Here is a 15,787-nt window from a genome sequence, read left to right as displayed (position 1 = left end):
CGTCAGTAGTGAAGCGCCGCGCGATAGGCCATGTTGAACATGTACCCGTCGTAGAACTCCGCATAGGACATCGCGCCGTCGCCATCCGTGTCCGCGAGGTCGGCGGCGAGGCGGGCCGCGGCGGCATGCTCCACCCCGTCGATTGAACCGTCGTGGTCGCGGTCGGCGAAGGCGAACATCAGCGCGGTCGCCGTCTCCATCGCCTGGCCCCGGCCCCGATGTGCCGCAAGCGCGTTCATCCCGAAATCGGCGGCCTCCAACTCGGTCCGGGTCACGACCCCGTTGCTGTCGGCATCGGCGAGGTCGAACGCCGCGGTCGCCAACACGCGCATCTCGGCCGGGGCGAGGCGTCGGTCGCGATCCGTGTCGGTCCCCATCGCGATCGCTTCCATGAAGGCACGGCCGGGGTCCTTGGCGGACATGGACTGGGCGGCGGCGGGCAGGGCGGCGGCGGACAGGGCCAGCGCGGCGAGGATGGTACGGAGCATCGAGGAGCCTTCCAGGTAACGTCGAATGACAGGACTGGATCTTGATCTAAACCGTTCGGTTTAGATTGTAAGCGTCGGAACGGTGCGTCGGGGCGTGGTGTCTTGTTCCCCCGTGCACAGGGTGTAGGAGAGGGCGGACTTCCCTGGATGGAGCGCGCGATGCTGAACTTCCTGAAACGCCTGGTGACGTGGTGGAACGGTTATAGCATCGGCACGGCGATCTGGACGCGCCGGTACGGCATCAAGGTCGGTGAGGACCACCTGGGGAACCAGTACTACCACAACGCGGACGACAGCCGGCGGTGGGTCCTTTATACCGGGCAGAACGATGCCAGCCGGGTCGGGCCCGAATGGTACGGTTGGCTGCATCACACCTTTCCCAAGCCCCCAACCGAGGATCCTTTCCCCCGCAAGTCCTGGGAGCGGGAGCATCAGCCCAACCAGACGGGAACCGAAGGCGCGTATTTCCGGCCCGGGTCGCTGCGTCGCGCGGACGTGACCCCGCAATCCGACTACGAGGCGTGGACCCCGGAATGATCCGTCTGGCCACCCTGCTGCTGATGGCCGGTGCGGTCGCGGCGGCGGCGCAGACCGCGCGCACGGCGGATCGGGGGGGCGCGCTGCTGCGGACGCTGGACCGCGTGTCCGGCGAGGTCATCGACGTCGAGATGGCGGTGGGCCAGACCATGGCATACGGCCCGTTGCAGGTGACGCTGCACGAATGCCGGGTGCCCGCGTCCAACGTGTCGGGCGACGCCTTCGGGCTGCTGCGCATCGTCGACGCCCGCGCGGTCGAGGAGCTGTTCGCCGGTTGGATGATCGCGTCCTCGCCCGCTATGAGCGCGCTGGAGCACCCGCGCTACGACGTCTGGATCCTGTCCTGCCGGGATGTCTGACGGCGCGTGGACGGCGTATGCCGCGGCGCAGAAAAAATGTTTCCTCCAATGTAGACGGCTCGACGCCCGGCGGAGGGGTTCCCTCAGGTCGCGGCGGCCAAGGGATATCGTAGAGCGAGGACCTGGGTCAAACCCGGCAGGGGGCCATCGAGCGCCAAGTCGGGACCATCGAGCGCGGCGCGCAGCATCCGCCGATAGGTGCCGCGCGTCACCTCCACCCCGCCGAGGGACGCGAGGTGCGGCGTCAGGAACTGCGTGTCGAACAGCGCGAAGCCCCGCACGCGCAGATCGGCCACCGCATGGGCCAGCGCGACCTTCGACGCATCGCGGGCGCGGCTGAACATCGATTCCCCGAAGAACGCCCGCCCGAGGGTGACGCCATAGACCCCGCCGACCAGCGTCGGACCCTGCCAGACCTCGTAGGAATGGGCGGTTCCGGCCTCGTGCAGTTGGGCGTAGAGGTCGGCGATGACGGGGTTGATCCACGTCTCGTCACGGTCGGCGCACCCGTCGACGACGGAACCGAAGGCACGGTCCCGGGTGACGGCGAAGCGGCCCGACCGCAACGCCCGGGCCAGGCTGCGCGACAGATGGAACCCGTCGAGCGGCAGGATGCCACGCCGCTTGGGATCGACCCAGAACACTTCCGGGTCGTCGCGCGATTCCGCCATGGGGAACACCCCCGACGCATAGGCCATCAGAAGGAGATCGGCCGTGATCGTCTGCGTGTCGCGCGGCATGGGGACAGGATAATGCGCCCCCCGCCGGACGGAAAGGGCGCAGAGCGCATGTCTGCCCCGCGTCTGCCCTGTGTCTGCCCCGCGTCTGCCGCATCCGGCGGCATGGGCCGGCCCGTCGAACGTCCACGGGCGTGCCGACAAAGCGGAAGGTCCCGTCGAGATCGTCGGCGTCCGTCCACGTGAACAGGCCCGGATCGGTGGCGGGGCCGATCGGATTCGCCTCGATCAGGAGGGGAGCATCGCCGGGCGTCGCGCCCACCTGGAGGTCCAGGACGCAATCGGGCAGCGGCAGACGCGGTGTGAGTTCGACGAGCAGGTCATGGAGGTCGCGGGCGATCCGGTCGGGCTGAGCCGGGATCTTTCGGAAGGCAGCGGTGCAATGGTGCGGGGTCAGCCCCGACAGCCGTCCTCCCCTCCCGATGGCGCGGAACTCGGTCCAGCGCGGCACGTCGCGCCGGGCCAGTCCATGGAGGGACGCGTCCCGGCCGGCGTCGGCCGCCGCCCCCAGCATTGCCTGAACCCGCGCGTTCGGGGTGGCGAGCAGCGCGCGAACCCCCGCGCCGCCCCGGACCGGCGCCGCGACGCCACGGGCAGGCTCGTAGCTGCAGAACGAGGTTCGCACGAACGCGGTGCCGCCCATCGCCTCGATCGCCTCGTCCGACTCGGCCCACAAGTCCGCGGGCGCATCGTCGAGCGCGCGGCGGTCGCCCGTCGCGGCGCGGGCGAGCGTGGTGAGGGCATCGCGCGTCAGCCCCACCTCCACCGCGTCCGGCATCCAACCGCCCAGCCGCCATTCGACGGTGCCATAGTCCAGGGCCGCGGGCGGGATCACCGGTCCGGGTTGTCCCGCAGTCCGTTCAGAAAGGCGGAGAAGGACGGCGCGATCAGCCCGATGCCCTGCGCGACGATGCCCCGATGCGCGATGGGCGGCTCGGGAACACGCATCTGCGCGAAGGCCTCCGGGCTGACGGTCGGGTCGGTCCGCAGGTACACGTCCATCGTTCCGTCCCTGTCCGACCCGATCAGGTCGAACCCCATATCGAATAAGGACACACCGGTCGGACCCATCGGGCGGGACCGTGCTTCCATCACGCGGTCGATCCCGTGCAGCACGTCGACCCAGACGCTTCGGTACCCACCGGGAAACTCCGCGAGGGTCCAGTTGGGTCCGCCGGTCAACGTGCCGCCGTCGTGTCGCGCCAGGAAGGCGGCGTAGTCCGGCGGCAATCGCTTCAGCCGGTCCACCGACGCGGCGGGCGCGTTCAGGGTCCAGTGCGGATCGAGGATCATGGTCCCGTCATCCGTCTGGATCGACAAGTCGTCCTCCCGCAATCCGTTCAGGAACGCGGTGAAGCCCGGGGCGACATGTCCCAGCCCCGTGACACCGCCGTCCTGCGTCCACGGATCGTCGGGTCCGATCCACACATAGACGTGGCCGTGGTCGGCGCCGCCGGGATCGACGCGGATCAGGATGTCGGCCTCGTTCGCCTCGTCGAAGCCGATGGGGACCAGATTGGGCGGCATCGCGCCGTCCAAGCCATCCCGTGACGCGACCGCCGCCCCGCGCCCCGCAACGGTGGCGAGGTCCGAAAGCGAGTCGATCTGCATCCGCCGCTGCCCGTTCGGGAAGGTCGCGACGAACCAGGACCGGCCCCGGCGCAAGATGCCCCCGTCATGTCGCCCCAGAAATGTGAGGTAGTCATCGGGCAGGGGCAGGCCATGCGAGCCACCGCCGATGCGCAGCGCCCCGCCGGGGGTCAGGGGCATGTCCGCCGGGCGGCCGTGCAGGGACCAGCGGGGGTCGATCTCGATCGTCATCCTGACCTCAGTATCCTGGTGATGCGTTCACGGAGGCGGACCCCGTATGTGTCGCCGCCGTGTGGATGTCGCGATCCACGAACTGCGTGATTCGCGACGGCGGTCCCCATTCGCACTCCCGCGGTCGTCCAAGGGCCGTCCCGACGCTCGGCAGAAGATCGCGCCGGGGGTCAGCCCCTCAGATGGGTCTGGAGCCACGTCTCCAGCCAGTGGATGTCGTAATCCCCGGTCTGGACCGCGGGCTCGTCCACCAGGGCGCGGAACAGGGGGATCGTGGTGTCGACGCCGTCGATGATGATCTCGCCCAGGCAGCGGCGCAGGCGGGCCAGGGCCTCCGGCCGGTCGCGGCCGTGGACGATCAGCTTGCCGATCAGCGAATCGTAGTAGGGCGGGATGCGGTAGCCGTCGTAGAGCGCGCTGTCCATGCGCACGCCGAGGCCGCCGGGCGCGTGGTACTGCGTGATCGTGCCGGGCGAGGGGGAGAAGGAGGGCAGCTTCTCGGCGTTCAGGCGGACCTCGATGGCGTGGCCCTGCGGGTGCAGGTCGTCCTGCCCGAAGGACATGGGCAGGCCCGCGGCCACGCGGATCTGCTCGCGCACCAGGTCCACGCCGAACACGGCCTCCGTCACCGGATGCTCGACCTGCAGGCGGGTGTTCATCTCGATGAAGTAGAACTCGCCGTCCTCGAACAGGAATTCGACGGTGCCCGCGCCGGCATAGCCGATGGACGCCGCCGCCTCCGCGCAGGTCTTGCCGATCCGGGCGCGCATCTCCGGCGTGATGGCGGGGCCGGGGGCTTCCTCCAGCACCTTCTGGTGGCGGCGCTGGAGCGAGCAGTCGCGCTCGCCCAGATGGACCGCGCGGCCGCGGCCGTCGCCGAAGACCTGCACCTCGATGTGGCGGGGGCGGCCCAGGTACTTCTCGATGTAGACCTCGTCGTTGCCGAAGGCGGCGTTGGCCTCCGACCGGGCGGTGCGGAACGCCGTCTCCATCTCGGCGGCGGTGCGGGCCAGCTTCATGCCGCGCCCCCCGCCGCCCGCGGTCGCCTTGACGATCACGGGATATCCCATCTCGTCGCCCAGCCGCCGGGCGGCGTCCAGGTCGGGCACGCCCCCGTCGGAGCCGGGCACGACGGGCACGCCCAGCGTCTTCATCGTTTCTTTGGCGGTGATCTTGTCGCCCATGGTGCGGATGTGCTCGGACGACGGGCCGATGAAGGTCAGGCCGTGATCCTCCACGATCTGCACGAAGGCCGCGTTCTCCGACAGGAAGCCGTAGCCGGGATGGATCGCCTCCGCGCCCGTGATCTCGCACGCGGAGATGATGGCGGGCACCGACAGGTAGGATTGCGCGCCCGGCGCGGGGCCGATGCAGATGCTCTCGTCGGCCATGCGGACATGCATGGCGTCGGCATCGGCGGTGGAATGGACGGCCACGGTGGCGACGCCCATCTCGCGCGCGGCGCGCACCACGCGCAGCGCGATCTCGCCCCGGTTGGCGATCAGGATCTTGCGGAACACGGGCGTCAGTCCAGGATGACCAGGGGGGCGCCGAACTCGACCGGGGCGCCGTCCTCGACCAGGATGCGCGCGACGCGGCCCGCGCGGGGGGCGGGGATCTGGTTCATGGTCTTCATAGCTTCCACGATCAGAAGGGTCTGCCCTTCGGCGACGGTCGCGCCGACCTCCACGAAGGGGGCGGCGCCGGGTTCGGCGGACAGGTAGGCGGTGCCGACCATGGGCGAGGTGACGGCGCCGGGGTCCTGGGCGGGGTCGGCCGCGGGCGCGGCCGCGGGCGATGCGGGTGCGGCGGCGGGGGGTGCCGCGGGCGCGGCGGGTGCGGGGGCGGGTGCGGCGGACGGGGCCGCGACGATCTGCTTGGAGACGCGGACGTTCAGGCTGTCGTCCTTGCCGTAGTCGCGCTTGACCTCGATCTCGGTCAGGTCGTTCCGGTCCAGCAGCGCCGCCAACGCCTCGATGAAGGCGACGTCGGACTCGTGGCTCTTGCTCATGCCATCCTCGCATTGTGTCTGGAACGGCACCTAGCCGTTCGCCGCGCGGGTGTGAAGCGGGCTGGACCGAGGGGGCATCGCGAGGCAGGGTGGGGGGATGATATCGCTCCAGTTCCTCCTGACGGCCTTCGTCGTCGTGATCGCGCCGGGCACGGGCGTCGTCTATACCGTGGCGCTGGGCCTGGGGCGGGGGCCGCGCGCGGCGCTGGCCGCCGCGCTGGGCTGCACGTTCGGGATCGTGCCGGCGCTGCTGGCCGCGGCCCTGGGGCTGGCGGCGGTGCTGCATGCGTCGGCGCTGCTGTTCAACGTCCTGAAATGGGCGGGCGTGGCCTATCTGCTGTGGATGGCGTGGGGTGCCCTGCGCGAGAGCGGGGCCCTGACCATCCGGGCGTCGGACGCGGATGCCGCGGGGCTGGGCCGCATCGCCCTGCGCGGGGCGCTGATCAACGTCCTGAACCCCAAGCTGTCGATCTTCTTCCTGGCGCTGCTGCCGCCGTTCCTGTCGGGCGACCCGGCCACGGCCACGGTCGAGATGGCGGCGCTGGGCGGGGTGTTCATGGCGATGACCTTCGCGGTGTTCTGCGTGTACGGCCTGTTCGCGGCGCAGTTCCGGGCGCGGGTCCTGTCCTCCGCACGCCTGATGCGGTGGATGAACCGCTGCTTCGCGGGCGTCTTCGCGGCCCTGGCGGCGCGGCTGGCGGTCGAGCGGGCCTGACGCGTCCAGTTGCCGGCATGGCGGTCGCGGGGCCGGCGGCGGGATGGCGGACCGGGCGCGGTCGATCGCGCGGTGGCGGTCGCGCGTGGCGCTGGGCCTGGGGCGGGGGCCGCGCGTCGCCCTGTCCGCCACGCCCCTTTCCCCCGGCCGTCCCGTGTTGCATCACGCCGCCATGTGGACCGACGCCCCCATCCCCCGCGCCGCGCTGATCCTGGGCCTGGCGGGCCTGTTGCCCTTCGCGTGGGGGGTCGTGACCCTGTTCGTGCCGCAGGCGGCCTTTCTGACGGTGGACTTGGTGGGGCCGCGCTTCGTCGGCCCGTATGTTGGCCTGTCCTATGGAACGATCATCCTGGCGTTCATGTCGGGCGTCCTGTGGGGGTTCGCCACGAAGGCGGAGGGCACCGTGGCGGCGACCGGATACGCCCTATCCGTCCTGCCCGCCCTGTGGGCGTTCTTCACCGTGGGCGCGGGCGCGGGGTCGTCGGCCATCGCGCTGATCGCGGGGTTCGTGGGGCTGCTGGGCCTGGACTGGGTGTTCTGGCGCAACGGTTTGGCGCCCCCCTGGTGGATGACGCTGCGCGTGATCCTGACCGCGGGCGTGGTCCTGGCGCTGCTGCCGATCGCGGTGATCGGATGACCGACATCGTCGCCTATACCGACGGGGCGTGCAGCGGAAACCCGGGCCCCGGCGGCTGGGGCGTCCGGTTGGAGGCCTGGGACGGCGACGCCCTGGTCAAGGAGCGCGAGCTGAAGGGCGGGGAGGCCGACACCACCAACAACCGCATGGAGCTTCGGGCCGCCATCGCCGTGCTGGAGGTGCTGGAGCGTCCGACAGAGCTGCGCGTCGTCACCGACAGCGCCTATGTGAAGGGGGGCATCACGTCCTGGCTGGCGGGGTGGAAGCGCAACGGCTGGAAGACATCGACCCGCAAGCCGGTGAAGAACGAGGATCTGTGGCGCCGCCTGGACGACGCGGCCGCACGCCACGCCGTCGCCTGGGAGTGGATCAAGGGCCATGCCGGCCATCCGGGCAACGAACGCGCCGACGAGCTGGCGCGCGAAGGGATGAAGCCGTTCAAGACGGGGCGCCCGGCCTCCTGACGCGGCGGTCGTGGTCCCCGCGATGAGGATGAGGGCCCGCCCTCGCGACCCGTCAGGTCGGCGCCGCACCGTCCGCGTAATGCCCCGCATGCTCCGCCGCGGGCGGGATGACCGTCACGACGTCGATCAGGACCCCGTTCGGATCGCGGAAGATAACGTGCCGCTGGCCATGGGGCTCGCTCCGCAGCGTCTGGACGGGCGCCAACCCCTCGCCGCGCAGGCGGGCATCCTGCGCATCGACGTCCGCGACCTCGAAGTTGAGGATCACGCCGCGGCTGGGGCCGCGCCCTTCGGCCGGTATGGTGTCGTGATCGTGCCGCAGGATCGCGAGGTTGACCGACGGGTCCGAGGTGGATTGCAGGTGGACGTACCAGTCCGCTTCGAAGAGGGGCGCGAACCCGAAGTGGCGGCGATAGAACGTGGCCGTTCCGGGCACGTCGGCGGTCTGGATGACGGGGTAGTACTGCGTCGTTCGCATGGCAGGACCCTCGGATGACATCGACATGCGGACCGTATGCACGGTGTCGCGCGAACATATAAGCCGTATGTCACCAGGCCCGAACCCGGTCGCGCCCGTGGGGCCGCCCGGGGCCGTTCCCGGCCCGGCCGCGAGCGGTCCGTCAGCCCCCGTTCGCCGCCTGGGGGCGCACCTCGTCCTGGTCGCGGGGCACCTCGCGCGGGGGGCGGCCGATCACCTCGCGCAACTCCTCCAACTCGATGAAGTTGTCGGCCTGTCGGCGCAGGTCGTCCGCGATCATCGGCGGCTGGCTGCGGATGGTCGAGCAGACCGAGACCCGCACCCCGCGGCGCTGCAGGCCCTGGACCAGGGGCTTGAAGTCGCCGTCGCCCGAGAACAGCACGATGTGATCGACATGCTCCGCGGCCTCCATGGCATCGACGGACAACTCGATGTCCATGTTGCCCTTGACCTTGCGCCGGCCCTGGCTGTCGATGAACTCCTTCGCGGGCTTCGTCACCAGCGTGAATCCGTTGTACTGCAACCAGTCCACGAGGGGCCGGATCGGGGAATAGTCCTCCGACTCCAGCAAGGCGGTATAGTAGAACGCCCGCAGGAGCTTGCCGCGCCGCATGAATTCCTGGCGCAGGAGCTTGTAGTCGATATCGAACGACAGCGCTTTCGCGGTGGCATAGAGGTTCGATCCGTCAATGAAGAGCGCGAGACGCTCGTCACGGTAAAACATGGATTAATCCCTTCGGGCCGGATCGGGCATGGTCAGGGGTGAGTGAGACCCCGTCCTTCTCCTTGAAACACTAACGCTATAGTGGAATTGTCAAAATGCAATACTCGCGAAGGACACACAGCGTCCCGTGTCATATCGCAATCGGGGCCAATGGTCCGCAAGGCCCCGCGACCAACGCGCGCAGGATCGTAGCGGCGGTGGCGCGGCTCCGCGCAATCCTGGGGCGGGGGGTGGCGGCGTCCCGCCTGTGGCGTTCGCCCGCCTGGCCGCCGGGATCGGGTCCCGACTTCGTGAACGCCGCAGTCACGCTGCCCGCGCGGATGCCGCCCCGCGCGGTGCTGGACCGCCTGCACATGCTGGAGGACCGCGCCGGCCGCATCCGCCGCACCCGCTGGGGGCCGCGCGTGCTGGATCTGGACCTGGTCGCCGTCGGCGCGTCGGTCCGCCCCGACCGGGACACGCTGCGTCGGTGGATGAACCTCGACGCGACGTCGCAGACCCGGGTCGCGCCGGACGCGCTGATCCTGCCGCATCCCCGGATGCAGGACCGGGCCTTCGTCCTGTTTCCCCTGGCGGAACTGGCCCCCCGCTGGCGTCATCCCCTGACCGGCCGAACGGTGGCATCCATGGCGGAGGGGGTGCCCCTGGCCGGGCGGACCGGCCTGCGCCCGGTGTTCGGGGCCGCCCTTGTCAACCGGCGCCTGCGCGCGTAAGGGGGCGCTTCCCCTTTCCGCCCCGAGGTGTGCCATGGCCCGCGTGACCGTCGAAGATTGCGTCGACAAGGTTCCCAACCGGTTCGAGCTGGTGCTTCTGGCCGCGCATCGCGCGCGCGAGATCGCGACCGGCGCCGCCCCCACCGTGGACCGCGACAACGACAAGAACCCCGTCGTCGCCCTGCGCGAGATCGCCGAGGAGACGCAGCAGGCCGACGACCTGCGCGAGCGCCTGATCGAGTCGAACCAGACCCAGATCGAGGTGGACGAGCCGGAAGAGGACAGCATGGCCCTGCTGATGGGCGTCGAGAAGGACGCCCCCGCGCAGGACGACATGTCCGAGGAGAAGCTCCTGCGCGCGCTGATGGAAGCCCAGGGCGAGCGGTGATGCGGCCCCGCGCGGCGTCATGACGACGGCCGACGACCTGATCGCGCGGGTGCGGGCCTACAACCCCCGCACCGACGCGGCCCTGATCGAGCGCGCCTTCGCCTATGGCGCCCGGATGCACGAGGGTCAGACCCGCCGTTCGGGCGAGCCGTACTTCACCCATCCCGCGGAGGTCGCGAGCCTGCTGACGGAACAGCGGCTGGACGACGCGACCATCGTCACGGCGCTGCTGCACGACGTGATCGAGGACACGCGCGCGTCCTTCTTCGAGCTGGAGCGCCTGTTCGGACGCGAGGTCGCCGAGCTGGTGGACGGCGTCACCAAGCTGACCAAGATCCAGCTCGCCTCGTCAGAGACGAAGCAGGCGGAGAACTTCCGCAAGCTGTTCATGGCGATGTCCAAGGACCTGCGCGTGATCCTGGTCAAGCTGACGGACCGGCTGCACAACATGCGCACTATCCGTCACATGACGCCGGACAAGCAGATCCAGAAGTCGCGCGAGACGATGGACATCTATGCCCCCCTGGCGGGGCGCATGGGCATGCAGTGGATGCGCGAGGAACTGGAGGATCTGTCCTTCGCGGTCCTCAACCCGGAGGCGCGCAACTCGATCCTCAAGCGCTATGCGGTGCTGCGCCGCGAATCCGGCGACGTGATCGAGCGCATCACCGCGGATATCGAGGCCGAGCTGGCGCGCGTGGGCCTGGACGCCGCGGTGTTCGGTCGGGCCAAGCGCCCGTTCAGCATCTGGCGCAAGATGGAGGAGAAGAAGGTCGGCTTCTCGCGGCTGTCGGACATCTACGGCTTCCGGATCCTGACCGACACGGAAGGCGACTGCTATGCCGCGCTGGGGGCCGTCCACCAACGCTGGCGGCTGGTGCCGGGCCGGTTCAAGGACTACGTCAGCCAGCCGAAGTCGAACGGCTACCGCAGCATCCACACCACCGTGTCGGGCCGCGACGGCAAGCGGGTAGAGGTGCAGATCCGCACGCGCGAGATGCACGAGGTCGCCGAGGGCGGGGTCGCGGCGCACTGGTCTTACCGCGACGGGGTCCGGTCGGGGAACCGCTTCGCCGTGGATCCCGCCGAATGGCTGCGCCAGATGACCGAGCGCTTCGAGGAGGCGTCCGACCACGCCGAGTTCCTGGAAGCCGTCAAGCTGGAGATGTATTCCGATCAGGTGTTCTGCTTCACGCCGAAGGGCGACGTCGTGAAGCTGCCCAAGGGGGCCACGCCGATCGACTTCGCCTATGCGATCCACACGCGACTGGGGCACCGCACGGTCGCGGCCAAGGTGGACGGGATGCGCGTGCCCCTGTGGACGCGCCTGAAGAACGGCCAGTCCGTCGAGGTCGTCACCGCCGAGGCCCAGACCCCCCAGGCGACCTGGATCGACATCGCCACCACGGGCCGCGCCAAGTCGGCCATCCGCCGCGCCATGAAGGCCGAGCGCCGGACCGGCCACGTCCGCCTGGGCCGCGAGCTGGCGCGCACCGCCTTCACGCATCTGGGCAAGCGGGCCACGGACAAGGCCCTGACGACGGCGGCGCGGATGATGGGCTACGACGACGGCGACGACCTCCTGGCGGCGATCGGCGCGTCCGAGGTGACGGCGCGGTCCGTGACGCAGATCCTGTGGCCCGAGCTGGTGCGCGACCGTCCCGTCGCGGACGTCGATCCCGCCGCCGCCATCGTGGGCCTGGACCCGCGCGCGCGCTATGACCGGGCGCCGTGCTGCCAGCCCGTCCCGGGCGAGCGGATCGTGGGCATCACCCATGCCGGCCACGGCGTGTCGGTCCATGCCATCGATTGCCCCCGCATGGTCGAGTTCGAGGACCAGCCGTCGCGCTGGGTGGACCTGCAATGGTCGCCGGGCCGCCATGCCGCGGCCAGCGCGGTGACGGTCGAGATGACGATATCGAACGACGCCGGCGTCCTGGGCCGCATCTGCACGTTGATCGGCGAGCAGAACGCCAATATCTCCGATCTGCGCTTCGTCGATCGGAAACCGGACTTCTTCCGCCTTCTTATGGACATCGAGGTGCGCGATCGTGAGCACCTCCGTGCCGTGCTGATCGCCGTCGAGACCGACAGCGACGTCGCGGAGGTCGAACGGCACCGGGTCGCGGCGACACCGGTGCCGGTGCCGGCCTGACGGGCCGCGCCGTCGCCGCGGAAAGGGAGCCCTACGGTCCGTGTTCAAGCGCCGCGACCCCTTGCCGATCTGGCGCAGCGTCGGCCACGCCCTGTGGCCGCGGACGGGCTGGCGGCGTGCGGCCATCTACGTCAAGCACCGGCTGCGGCGCTTGCCCGACACGCCGGAGAAGATCGCCCGCGGCGTCTTCGCGGGCGTGGTGACGACGTTCACCCCGTTCTACGGCCTGCATTTCGTCCTTGCGGTGATCCTGGCCTTCGTGATGCGCGGCAACGTCATGGCCGCCCTTCTGGGGACGTTCTTCGGCAACCCGCTGACCTACGTGCCCATCGGGATCGTGTCGCTGAACCTGGGCCATTGGATGCTGGGGACCGAGTTCCAGGGCGAGGTCGACGACGGCATCTTCGCCAAGTTCGCCGGCGCGGGCGAGGATTTCTTCTGGAACGCCTGGTACGCCGTGCAGGGCCACCCGGTCGACTGGACGGCCACGCGCGTGTTCTTCCACGACGTGTTCTGGCCCTGGCTGATCGGGGGGCTCGTGCCGGGGATCATGGCGGGCCTGGCCTGCTACACGGTCGCGGTGCCGCTCGTGGCCGCCTATCAGCGCCGCCGCCGGGGGAACCTGAAGAAGAAGCTGGACGACATCCGCCGCAAGGCCGCCGAGTCCGCCGCCGCGAAGAAGGCCGCCAAGCGGGGACGCACGGCCGACTGACGGGCGGCGCCGTCTTTCGGCCCGGGCCCCGATGTCCTATGCCCCGTCCGAACGATCGCGGAGCGAGGCCATGTCCGATCCCAACCGCCTGCGCCTGGGCGTCAACATCGACCACGTGGCCACCCTGCGCAACGCGCGCGGCGGCGCCGTGCCCGATCCCGTCCGCGCGGCCCTGACGGCGCAGGAGGCCGGGGCCGACGGCATCACCGCGCATCTGCGCGAGGACCGCCGCCATATCGTGGACGCCGACATCGTACGGCTGATGGACGCCATCGCGATCCCCCTGAACTTCGAGATGGCCGCCACCGACGAGATGCAGGCCATCGCCCTGCGCCACCGCCCGCACGCGGTCTGCATCGTCCCCGAACGGCGCGAGGAACGCACCACCGAAGGGGGCCTGGAGGTCGCGGCCGACGACAACCGCCTGGGCGCCTTCGTCGCCCCCCTGCGCGACGCGGGGGCGCGCGTGTCGCTGTTCATCGCCCCCGACGAACGCCAGATCGCGGCTTCCGCCCGCATCGGCGCCGCGGTCGTGGAGCTGCACGCCGGCGCCTATTGCGATGCGGTCGCCGAGGGCCGCGACGACGTGGCGGCGGCCGAGCTGGCCCGCCTGACCGAAGGCGCCCGCCTCGCCGTCGATGCGGGGCTGGAGGTCCATGCCGGCCACGGCATCACCTATGACAGCGTGGGCCCCATCGCGTCCCTGCCGGGCGTCGTGGAGCTGAACATCGGGCATTTTCTGATCGGGGAGGCCGTCTTCCGCGGCCTCCCCGACGCCCTGGCCGAGATGCGCCGACTGATGGATGCCGCTCGCGCATGATCCTGGGCATCGGCACCGACCTGGCCAACATCGAACGGATCGCGGGCGTGCTGGACCGGTTCGGCGACCGGTTCCGCAACCGGGTCTTCACCGCGACCGAGCAGCGCAAGGCCGAAGGGCGCCTCGACACGCCGGGCACCTATGCCAAGCGGTGGGCCGCGAAGGAGGCGTGCTCCAAGGCGCTGGGCACGGGGCTGCGCATGGGCATCGCCTGGAAGGACATGCACGTCACGAACCTGCGCACCGGGCAGCCCGTCATGCACGTGACCGGCTGGGCGGCCGAGCGGCTGGCCCGCATGACGCCCGAAGGCCACGAGGCGATGATCCACGTCACCCTGACCGACGACCACCCCTGGGCGCACGCGATGGTCGTGATCGAGGCCCGCCCCTACGGCTGAGGCGCCCGCCGCCGCCGCATTGACACCCGACCCCCCGCTTGGCATCGCGGGCCGTCCGCGGAGAGGGAAGCGCATGGCAGCCAAGGCCGAGAAGAAGGAAGGCGTCTGGGAGACCGTCAAGACGATCTTCTGGGCGCTGGTGATCGCGGGCGTCTTCCGCACGCTGTTCTTCCAGCCGTTCTGGATCCCGTCGGGTTCGATGAAGGACACGTTGCTGATCGGCGACTTCCTGTTCGTGAACAAGATGGCCTATGGGTACTCGCAGCATTCCTGCCCGTTCTCGATGTGCGGCTTCATCGAGGATCGCTGGCTCGAACGCGCGCCGGAGCGTGGCGACGTCATCGTGTTCCGTCACCCCGTCACCAACCAGGACTTCATCAAGCGCCTGATCGGCCTGCCGGGCGACACGGTGCAGATGCGCGGTGGCGTGCTCCACCTGAACGGGGCGCCCGTCCAGATCGACCCCCTCGACCCGTTCGTGGAGGTGAAGGCCGCCCAGGGGCCGCACCGCCTGACCCCGCGCTGCGCGAACGACCCCGTCCCCCCGGGCGGCGACTGCGTGAAGGCGCGTGCGTTCGAAACGCTGCCGAACGGCGAAGGCCATCACATCCTGAACATCGGCACCGGCCCGACGGACGACACGCCCGTGTATACGGTGCCGGCGGACAACTACTTCTTCATGGGCGACAACCGCGACAACTCGTCGGACAGCAGGGTGCCCCGATCGATCGGCGGCGTCGGCTTCGTGCCGGCGGAGGCCCTGATCGGCCGGGCCGACCGCGTGATCTTCTCGTCCGCGGGCCGGTCGATGTTCTTCTTCTGGACGTGGCGCCTGGACCGCTTCTTCGAGGAGATCGTCTGATCCCGCGGCCGTCCGACGGGGACGCGGCGCGCCTGTCGCGCGACCTGGTCGCCTTCCAGGACCGGTTGGGCCACGTCTTCGCGGACGGCTCGCTCCTGGTGCGGGCGACCACGCATGCGTCGATCGCGTCCGGCAGTCGGCCGTCCAACGAACGGTTGGAGTTCCTGGGCGACCGCGTGCTCGGCCTCGTGATGGCCGAAGCCGTGATGGCCCGCGACGCGGACGCGGCGGAGGGGCAGCTGGCGCCGCGCTTCAACGCGCTCGTGCGCAAGGAGACCTGCGCCGAGATCGCGACCGCCATCGGCCTGGGCGACGTCCTGCGCCTGGGCAAGTCCGAGCAGATGACCGGCGGACGCCGCAAGCAGACCCTGCTGGGCGACGGGATGGAGGCGGTGATCGCGGCCATCTACCTGGACGCCGGGCTGGACGCGGCGCGTGCGGTCGTGACCCGCCTGTGGGGCGACCGGGTCCGCGACGTGAAGGCCGACAGCCGCGACGCCAAGACCACCTTGCAGGAATGGGCGCAGGCGCGCGGGATGCCGCCCCCATCCTACGACGTGGCGGACCGGGTCGGTCCCGACCACGCCCCCGTCTTCCGCATCACCGCCACGCTGGACGACGGACGCTTCGCCACGGGCGAGGCCACGTCCAAGCGCGCTGCGGAGCAGGCGGCGGCGAGGGCGATGTTGGACGCCCTGGGGGCGTGACGGGACGGGCGCCGCGTCGTCCGGCCGCCCCATCCATGGCGCCCCGCACGATCGGCCGCGA

At 70.4% G+C, this 15,787-nt stretch carries 20 protein-coding genes; 13 read left to right on the top strand and 7 right to left on the bottom strand.

The annotated features are described in order from the left end of the window. Nucleotides 1-2 precede the first annotated feature (2 nt). Nucleotides 3-488: an EF-hand domain-containing protein gene (locus tag P0084_RS03835; RefSeq protein ID WP_308915483.1), complete on the bottom strand. Its 486-nt coding sequence runs from the start codon at nucleotides 486-488 to the stop codon at nucleotides 3-5. A gap of 159 nt (nucleotides 489-647) precedes the next feature. Here P0084_RS03835 and P0084_RS03830 point away from each other — a divergent pair, with 159 nt between their 5' ends. Together P0084_RS03830 and P0084_RS03825 are read left to right on the top strand one after the other, a co-directional pair. Next, nucleotides 648-1,025 carry an NADH:ubiquinone oxidoreductase subunit NDUFA12 gene (locus P0084_RS03830; protein ID WP_308915482.1) on the top strand — a complete coding sequence of 126 codons (378 nt, stop codon included), beginning with the start codon at nucleotides 648-650 and terminating at the stop codon, nucleotides 1,023-1,025. Beyond that, nucleotides 1,022-1,384, top strand: a complete 363-nt coding sequence (locus tag P0084_RS03825; protein ID WP_308915481.1) for a DUF2155 domain-containing protein — start codon at nucleotides 1,022-1,024, stop codon at nucleotides 1,382-1,384. The genes P0084_RS03830 and P0084_RS03825 overlap by 4 nt, the downstream gene beginning before the upstream one ends. A gap of 83 nt (nucleotides 1,385-1,467) precedes the next feature. Here the strand turns inward: P0084_RS03825 and aat are convergent, their stop codons facing one another. From aat to accB, 4 genes are all read right to left on the bottom strand, one after another. Then, entirely contained in the window at nucleotides 1,468-2,124 is a 657-nt protein-coding gene (aat, locus tag P0084_RS03820) for a leucyl/phenylalanyl-tRNA--protein transferase (protein WP_308915480.1), read from the bottom strand. A gap of 828 nt (nucleotides 2,125-2,952) precedes the next feature. Then, nucleotides 2,953-3,942, bottom strand: a complete 990-nt coding sequence (locus P0084_RS03815) for an SMI1/KNR4 family protein (RefSeq protein WP_308915479.1) — start codon at nucleotides 3,940-3,942, stop codon at nucleotides 2,953-2,955. 170 nt (nucleotides 3,943-4,112) lie between these two features. Then, the gene (gene accC / locus P0084_RS03810; RefSeq protein WP_308915478.1) at nucleotides 4,113-5,462 is read right to left on the bottom strand and encodes an acetyl-CoA carboxylase biotin carboxylase subunit; all 1,350 of its coding nucleotides are present in this window, start codon (nucleotides 5,460-5,462) and stop codon (nucleotides 4,113-4,115) included. 5 nt (nucleotides 5,463-5,467) lie between these two features. Continuing rightward, the gene (gene accB, locus P0084_RS03805) at nucleotides 5,468-5,953 is read right to left on the bottom strand and encodes an acetyl-CoA carboxylase biotin carboxyl carrier protein (protein ID WP_308915477.1); all 486 of its coding nucleotides are present in this window, start codon (nucleotides 5,951-5,953) and stop codon (nucleotides 5,468-5,470) included. A 97-nt stretch (nucleotides 5,954-6,050) separates the two neighbouring features. On the opposite strand from accB, the gene P0084_RS03800 reads away from it, so the two are divergent. The 3 genes from P0084_RS03800 to rnhA all read left to right on the top strand — a co-directional run bounded on the left by P0084_RS03800 (nucleotide 6,051) and on the right by rnhA (nucleotide 7,769). Further along, nucleotides 6,051-6,668 carry a LysE family translocator gene (locus tag P0084_RS03800; protein WP_308915476.1) on the top strand — a complete coding sequence of 206 codons (618 nt, stop codon included), beginning with the start codon at nucleotides 6,051-6,053 and terminating at the stop codon, nucleotides 6,666-6,668. A 172-nt stretch (nucleotides 6,669-6,840) separates the two neighbouring features. Next, a complete protein-coding gene (locus tag P0084_RS03795) occupies nucleotides 6,841-7,305 on the top strand; it encodes a DUF3429 domain-containing protein (RefSeq protein ID WP_308915564.1) in 465 nt (154 codons plus the stop codon). Beyond that, the gene (gene rnhA, locus P0084_RS03790) at nucleotides 7,302-7,769 is read left to right on the top strand and encodes a ribonuclease HI (protein ID WP_308915475.1); all 468 of its coding nucleotides are present in this window, start codon (nucleotides 7,302-7,304) and stop codon (nucleotides 7,767-7,769) included. The genes P0084_RS03795 and rnhA overlap by 4 nt, the downstream gene beginning before the upstream one ends. A gap of 52 nt (nucleotides 7,770-7,821) precedes the next feature. Here the strand turns inward: rnhA and P0084_RS03785 are convergent, their stop codons facing one another. After that, nucleotides 7,822-8,247: a VOC family protein gene (locus tag P0084_RS03785; RefSeq protein ID WP_308915474.1), complete on the bottom strand. Its 426-nt coding sequence runs from the start codon at nucleotides 8,245-8,247 to the stop codon at nucleotides 7,822-7,824. 142 nt (nucleotides 8,248-8,389) lie between these two features. Then, nucleotides 8,390-8,971 (bottom strand): LabA-like NYN domain-containing protein, encoded by a 582-nt coding sequence (locus tag P0084_RS03780; RefSeq protein WP_308915473.1) that lies wholly within the window; start codon nucleotides 8,969-8,971, stop codon nucleotides 8,390-8,392. A 95-nt stretch (nucleotides 8,972-9,066) separates the two neighbouring features. Here P0084_RS03780 and folK point away from each other — a divergent pair, with 95 nt between their 5' ends. From folK to rnc, 8 genes are all read left to right on the top strand, one after another. Next, a complete protein-coding gene (folK, locus tag P0084_RS03775; RefSeq protein WP_308915472.1) occupies nucleotides 9,067-9,684 on the top strand; it encodes a 2-amino-4-hydroxy-6-hydroxymethyldihydropteridine diphosphokinase in 618 nt (205 codons plus the stop codon). 34 nt (nucleotides 9,685-9,718) lie between these two features. Continuing rightward, entirely contained in the window at nucleotides 9,719-10,072 is a 354-nt protein-coding gene (rpoZ, locus tag P0084_RS03770; RefSeq protein ID WP_308915471.1) for a DNA-directed RNA polymerase subunit omega, read from the top strand. A 19-nt stretch (nucleotides 10,073-10,091) separates the two neighbouring features. Continuing rightward, nucleotides 10,092-12,227 (top strand): RelA/SpoT family protein, encoded by a 2,136-nt coding sequence (locus P0084_RS03765; protein ID WP_308915470.1) that lies wholly within the window; start codon nucleotides 10,092-10,094, stop codon nucleotides 12,225-12,227. Nucleotides 12,228-12,267: 40 nt separating this feature from the next. After that, nucleotides 12,268-12,939, top strand: a complete 672-nt coding sequence (locus tag P0084_RS03760) for a DUF2062 domain-containing protein (protein ID WP_308915469.1) — start codon at nucleotides 12,268-12,270, stop codon at nucleotides 12,937-12,939. 70 nt (nucleotides 12,940-13,009) lie between these two features. Further along, entirely contained in the window at nucleotides 13,010-13,759 is a 750-nt protein-coding gene (locus P0084_RS03755; protein ID WP_308915468.1) for a pyridoxine 5'-phosphate synthase, read from the top strand. Beyond that, nucleotides 13,756-14,157, top strand: coding sequence for a holo-ACP synthase (gene acpS / locus P0084_RS03750; protein WP_308915467.1), 402 nt, complete (start codon nucleotides 13,756-13,758; stop codon nucleotides 14,155-14,157). Before P0084_RS03755 ends, acpS begins: the two co-directional genes overlap by 4 nt. A gap of 73 nt (nucleotides 14,158-14,230) precedes the next feature. Beyond that, nucleotides 14,231-15,019, top strand: coding sequence for a signal peptidase I (lepB, locus tag P0084_RS03745; RefSeq protein ID WP_308915466.1), 789 nt, complete (start codon nucleotides 14,231-14,233; stop codon nucleotides 15,017-15,019). Next, nucleotides 15,019-15,726, top strand: a complete 708-nt coding sequence (gene rnc / locus P0084_RS03740; RefSeq protein WP_308915563.1) for a ribonuclease III — start codon at nucleotides 15,019-15,021, stop codon at nucleotides 15,724-15,726. The genes lepB and rnc overlap by 1 nt, the downstream gene beginning before the upstream one ends. Nucleotides 15,727-15,787: the final 61 nt, after the last annotated feature.

This window comes from Jannaschia maritima, assembly GCF_030973515.1.
Lineage (GTDB): Bacteria > Pseudomonadota > Alphaproteobacteria > Rhodobacterales > Rhodobacteraceae > Jannaschia > Jannaschia maritima.
The sequence above is the reverse complement of the archived record's forward strand: the minus strand, read 5'-3'. Positions and strand labels throughout refer to the sequence as shown.